At 67.3% G+C, this 623-nt stretch carries 1 protein-coding gene; it reads right to left on the bottom strand.

Annotation, left to right across the window (positions count from 1 at the left end; genetic code table 11):
- On the bottom strand, positions 1-623 hold a 623-nt coding region (locus tag AC1DTN_RS38270; RefSeq protein ID WP_477925398.1), incomplete at both ends, for a hypothetical protein.

Consider the following 623-nt stretch of genomic DNA (forward strand, 5'->3'; position numbering starts at 1 on the left):
GGGTCTGGCCGTCCGCGTCGAAGGTCTCGTAGACGACCGCGAAGCGATCGCCCTTGCGCAAGGCGCGGAAATCGACCTCGCCTGAAAAGATGTCGGCCAGCTGACCTGCCACCGAGTCCGGGATGCCCGCATCGTCCGTGGCCGCGAAGAGCGAGCTGCGCACGATACCGCTCGCGAGCCGGGTGGCCGGTGTCAGGGAGTCAGTCTCCGTGCGAGCCCGGAAGCCGCCGCCGGTCTTTTCGATCACGAAGCGCGTGAAGCCGCCGTCGGCGTTCGGAATCCATCGGGCACTGAGCTTCTGGAGCGCGTTTTCATGGCTTGCTTCCGCGGTGACCGTGCGGCCAGGGCGGCTGAGCAGCGCGGCGCGGGCCTCGGGGTTGGCGCGGATGAAGGCAGCTGCCGCCATGTCTGCAATGCCCAGTCGGCGGAGCAGCGCCTCGGCAGTGTCGCTCGATCGCGTGGTTTCGTTGCGGAACAACGTGAAACTGTAGGCCTCCAGCGCTTCCATCTGGTCGGTGGATGACAGGGGTGTCACAGCCTCGAATACCTGCTTCACGGGCAGTTCAGAAGCGTCCGGGCCCAGCGAGGCAACGGCAAAGGCACCGCCGCCGGCGGACAGCAGC

The organism is Rhizobium sp. 01T444, assembly GCF_056398305.1.